At 70.7% G+C, this 4,061-nt stretch carries 4 protein-coding genes; all 4 read right to left on the minus strand.

Annotation, left to right across the window (positions count from 1 at the left end):
• Positions 1-649: non-hydrolyzing UDP-N-acetylglucosamine 2-epimerase (gene wecB / locus IE312_RS43620; RefSeq protein WP_229900925.1), on the minus strand; the 649-nt coding region annotated here is incomplete at its 3' end.
• A gap of 189 nt (positions 650-838) precedes the next feature.
• Complete coding sequence (locus tag IE312_RS37490; RefSeq protein WP_189986783.1) at positions 839-2,527, minus strand: FAD-binding oxidoreductase; 1,689 nt, start codon at positions 2,525-2,527, stop codon at positions 839-841.
• Complete coding sequence (locus IE312_RS37495) at positions 2,524-3,126, minus strand: sigma-70 family RNA polymerase sigma factor (protein WP_189986784.1); 603 nt, start codon at positions 3,124-3,126, stop codon at positions 2,524-2,526. Before IE312_RS37495 ends, IE312_RS37490 begins: the two co-directional genes overlap by 4 nt.
• A 2-nt stretch (positions 3,127-3,128) precedes the next feature.
• The gene (locus IE312_RS37500) at positions 3,129-3,914 is read right to left on the minus strand and encodes an SDR family NAD(P)-dependent oxidoreductase (RefSeq protein ID WP_189986785.1); all 786 of its coding nucleotides are present in this window, start codon (positions 3,912-3,914) and stop codon (positions 3,129-3,131) included.
• Positions 3,915-4,061: the final 147 nt, after the last annotated feature.

Consider the following 4,061-nt stretch of genomic DNA (forward strand, 5'->3'; position numbering starts at 1 on the left):
GTTGCGGCCAGGCGTCGCGGCGGTGGGCGGAGGCCAGCACGACGCGGCGCGGGTCGTCGTCGAGGTCTTGCAGGGCGGGGTGGCCGTACTCGTCGGCGTGGTCGCCGGCCCAGCGCAGGGCGTCGATGACGGTGTTGCCCGTGACGACGATCGTGTGGTCGGGGATGCCCTCGCACAGCAGGTTGGCGCGGTTGGCCGGTGTCGGTGCCAGGTGGAGGGCGGAGACCTGGCCGACCAGCCGCCGGTTGCCCTCCTCCGGGAAGGGCGAGGACAGCTCGCCGCTGCGCAGGCCGGCCTCGACGTGGACGACCGGCACACCGTGGTGGAAACCGGCGAGGGCGCCGGCGAGGGTGGTGGCCGTGTCCCCGTGCACGAGCAGGGCGTCGGCGCCGAGGCCGGGGAGCCTGGCCTCCAGGCCGTTCAGGATCCGCGCCGTCACCTGGGACAGCGTCTGCTGCGGGGCCATCACCTCCAGGTCGATGTCGGCCGCCAGACCGAAGGCGTCGAGGGTCTCGTCCAGCATCTGCCGGTGCTGCCCGGTCGAGATGACCACGGGGTCGAGGTCCGGGTGCGCCTGCAGCGCCCTGATCACGGGGGCCATCTTGATGGCCTCCGGCCTCGTCCCTATGACCACGGAAACAGTTCGCATTTCTTTCTCCCCGTCCAATTCTGATCCGCCGTCGATTCCCGTTCGGGCGGCGATTCGCTGACGGAAAAGAGAATCGCATTTCGGCAGCGCGGAATCAATGCGAGCAATTTCCCGGTTGTACGCGGGCGCACAAAAAAAGGCCGGCCCCGCTCCGTAGAGCGGGGCCGGCCGGGCGGACCGGTCGTGAAATCAGCTGCGGGCCGGGGCCACGGACATCGAGTGGCGGAACACGTCGTTGGGGTCGTAGCGCCGCTTCACCTGCTGCAACTTGGGATAGTTGCCCTTGTAGTAGAGCGTGGTCCACGGGGTGCCGGAACGGTTGTAACGCGGATCGGTCATGTCACGGTCCGGATAGTTGATGTAGCAGCCGTCCGTCGCGTCATTGATTTCCGGCACGCCGTTGCTGGCCGCGAAGAATTCTCCGTAGAGGCCCCTGAGCCAGCCCAGATAGAACTCGTCCTCGTCCGGGTCGCTCCAGAAGGTCTGGAAGCACATCTTGAAGACGGAGCCCCGCTGGGCGTTGGCCGTGGCGTCCTCCGGCACGGCATTGACCTGGCCGCCGAACGAGAACAGCACCAGCATGGTGTCGGGATTGGTGAAGTCGGGCCGCGTCATGTACTTGTACAGCGCCGTGAGCTGTGCGTCGGTGAAGTTCCGGCGCATGTAGGCGGACTTGTGCCCGCCGCGCGAGGTGGGGTTGGTGATCGTCGGGTTGTCCGTGCCGACCAGCCTGGTCGCCTGCAGCCAGGGAAGCTCCCTGGGGCGCTGCAGTCCCGGCATGGCGGGCAGTTCCCCGTTGCCGCGGTCCAGGGAGCGCAGTTTGACCCCGGTGCCGCTGGTGATCGCCGCCAGGTAGGAGTCGAGCATGTCGCGCGCGCCGGGGACGGACGCGTCGATCTGGGTGAACATCCCCAGACTGCCGTGCGCCTTGGCGGACACGTTGAACAGGCTGCTGAGGTGGCGGTAGGGACTGTCCGGGGCGCTGTGCGCCTCGTGCCAGGCACCGAAGTTGCGCACCAGCCGCTTGAACGACTTCTCGTCGAGGCCGTCCCACGGGATGTCGACGGCACTGACCAGTACCGTCGCCGGCGCCTTCACCAGCTGGTCCGACGGCCGGGTGCCCCGGGCGTCGGGCGAGCGGAACCAGTACCGGGTGACGAGCCCGAAGTTGCCGCCGCCGCCTCCGGTGTGCGCCCACCACAGGTCCCGGTTCGGGTCGTCGGCCTCCCGGGTCGCGGTGACCGTGCGGGTGCGGCCGGCCGCGTCGACGACCACCACCTCGACGGCGTACAGATGGTCGACGACGAGTCCGTGGGCCCGGGAGAGCAGGCCGTAGCCGCCGCCGGCGATGTGTCCCCCGGCCCCGACGCTGTAGCAGATGCCGCCCGGCACGGTGACGCCCCACCCCTTGAACAGGGCCTCGTAGACGTTGAGCAGCCGCGCCCCGGGCTCGACGAAGAAGGCACGCATCGCCGGGTCGTACCCGACCCCGGTCATCTCCGAGAAGTCGAGGATGACCTCGACGTCCGGGTGGCAGGTGAAGTCGGCGAAGCAGTGACCGCCGCTGCGCACGGATATTCTCTTCCCCTCCTTCACCGCCTTCGCCAGAGCCCGCTCGGCGTCGGTCGAGGAGCGGATCATCTTCACGTACTCCGGAGTGGCGACGAACCGCTGGTTGTTGCCCGTCATGAGGGTCGGATAGCGGGAGTCCCCGCGCGTCACCGTGCTGCCGGTCTCGGCACCGGCCCTTCCGGTCCCGGCGCCGCCCTTGCCGGCCGCCGCGCGGGCGTCCGTGGCCAGCAGGCCGGTGGTCACGGCCGCGCCCGTGGCCACGGCCGCGCCGCGGCCGAGGAGGGTGCGCCTGTCGATTCCGGTCATGTCAGGGACTCCTTCGCGTGAGTGTGGGGTGTGACGTGGGTGCGGCGGGGGTCCATGTGGGGGATCAGCTCCCGCATACGACGGCGTCCGCGGTGCACGCGCGAACCCACCGTGCCGGGGGCGATCCCGAGGATCTCCGCGATCTCCCGGTAGGAGAGGCCTTCGACGTCCGCCAGGCGCAGCACCGCCGCGTACTCCTGCGGGAGGGCCCGCAGCGCCCGGCCGATGTCGGGATGCGGGAGTTGCGCCAGGTACTGCTCCTCCGCCGACGCCAGCCGGCAGGACGCCGGATACTGCCGGGCGTGCGGGTCCTCGTCGAAGAGCTCCGCGGTGCGCGGCCGGGTCCGGCCGCGGCGGTGGTCGTTGATGAACGTGGTGATCAGGATCCGGTGGAGCCAGGCACGGATGTTCGTACCGATCCGGTACTGGTGGAAGGAGCGGAACGCCTTCAAGTAGGTCTCCTGCAGGAGGTCTTCGGCGTCGGCGGGCGAGCGGACCAGGCGCCTGGCGGCGGCGAGCAGATCGCCGCGGTACGGCAGGGCCTCCGCCTCGAAGACCTGCGCGCGCGTCGGGGACGTCACCGTCGGGGTGGCGGTCATGGTCAGATCTGCCGCAGGGCGCCGCCGTCGACCGCCCATTCCGCACCCGTGATCTGCGCGGCGAGCGGCGACAGCAGGTAGGCGATCACGGTGGCGACGTCCTGCGGTGTTCCGATGCGCCCGCTCGGCAGCCGCCGTTCCTCGCGGACGAAGTGGTCGACCGCCTCGTCGGGCGTCATCCGCAGGCGCCGCGCCAGCTGCTCGGCGAAGCCGCCCGGGGCGTCGAACAGGGCGGTGCGGGTGGGACCCGGCGAGACGACGTTGGACCTGACGCCCTGCCGGCCGTACTCGGCGGCGAGCGACTTGGAGATCGACAGCAGGGTCGTCTTGGACGCCGCGTAGTCGACGATGGAGGGGTCCGGGTAGCGGGCCGCCTCGCTCGCCACATGGACCAGGCTGCCGCTTCCGCTGTCGATCAGGTGCGGGAGCGCCGCCCGGGTGACGCGGACCGCCGCGTGGACGTTCAGCTCGAAGGTCCGGTGCCAGTCGGCGTCGGTGACCGTGAGGAAGCTCGTGCGGGAGCGCAGGGCACCGGCGTTGTTGACCAGGCCGTCGAGGCGGCCGAACAGGTCGAGGGTCCGCCGCACCGCCTCGGCCGCGGTGTCCGGGTGGGTGAGGTCGCCCGGGTGGGCGACCAGATGCGGATCGGTGTCGTGCAGGGGTGTGGTGTCCCGGGCCACGCCCACCACCTGTGCGCCCTCCGCCGCGAGCACGCGGGCGGTGGCGAGGCCGATCCCGGAGGAGGCGCCGGTGACGAGGTAGACCCGTCCCTTGAGCTGAAGGTCCATCGGTTGTCCTTGGCCGGGGGCGGAGAGACCGCGAGTCGCCTCTCCGCCCGGGTGGTCGCGGCTTATTCGGTGGTGGTGGGGGTGCGGAGGAAGAGGGCGCTGGTGAGGGCGGTGAGGAGGACGAGGGCGGTGTTGACGGCGACGGCG

Origin of the sequence: Streptomyces capoamus, assembly GCF_014654935.1 — a bacterium.
Lineage (GTDB): Bacteria > Actinomycetota > Actinomycetes > Streptomycetales > Streptomycetaceae > Streptomyces > Streptomyces capoamus.

Coding starts and splice junctions, on each gene's coding strand:
- IE312_RS37500 (WP_189986785.1), bottom strand. CDS start 3,914: ATGGACCTTCAGCTCAAGGGACGGGTCTACCTCGTCACCGGCGCCTCC.
- IE312_RS37490 (WP_189986783.1), bottom strand. CDS start 2,527: ATGACCGGAATCGACAGGCGCACCCTCCTCGGCCGCGGCGCGGCCGTG.
- IE312_RS37495 (WP_189986784.1), bottom strand. CDS start 3,126: ATGACCGCCACCCCGACGGTGACGTCCCCGACGCGCGCGCAGGTCTTC.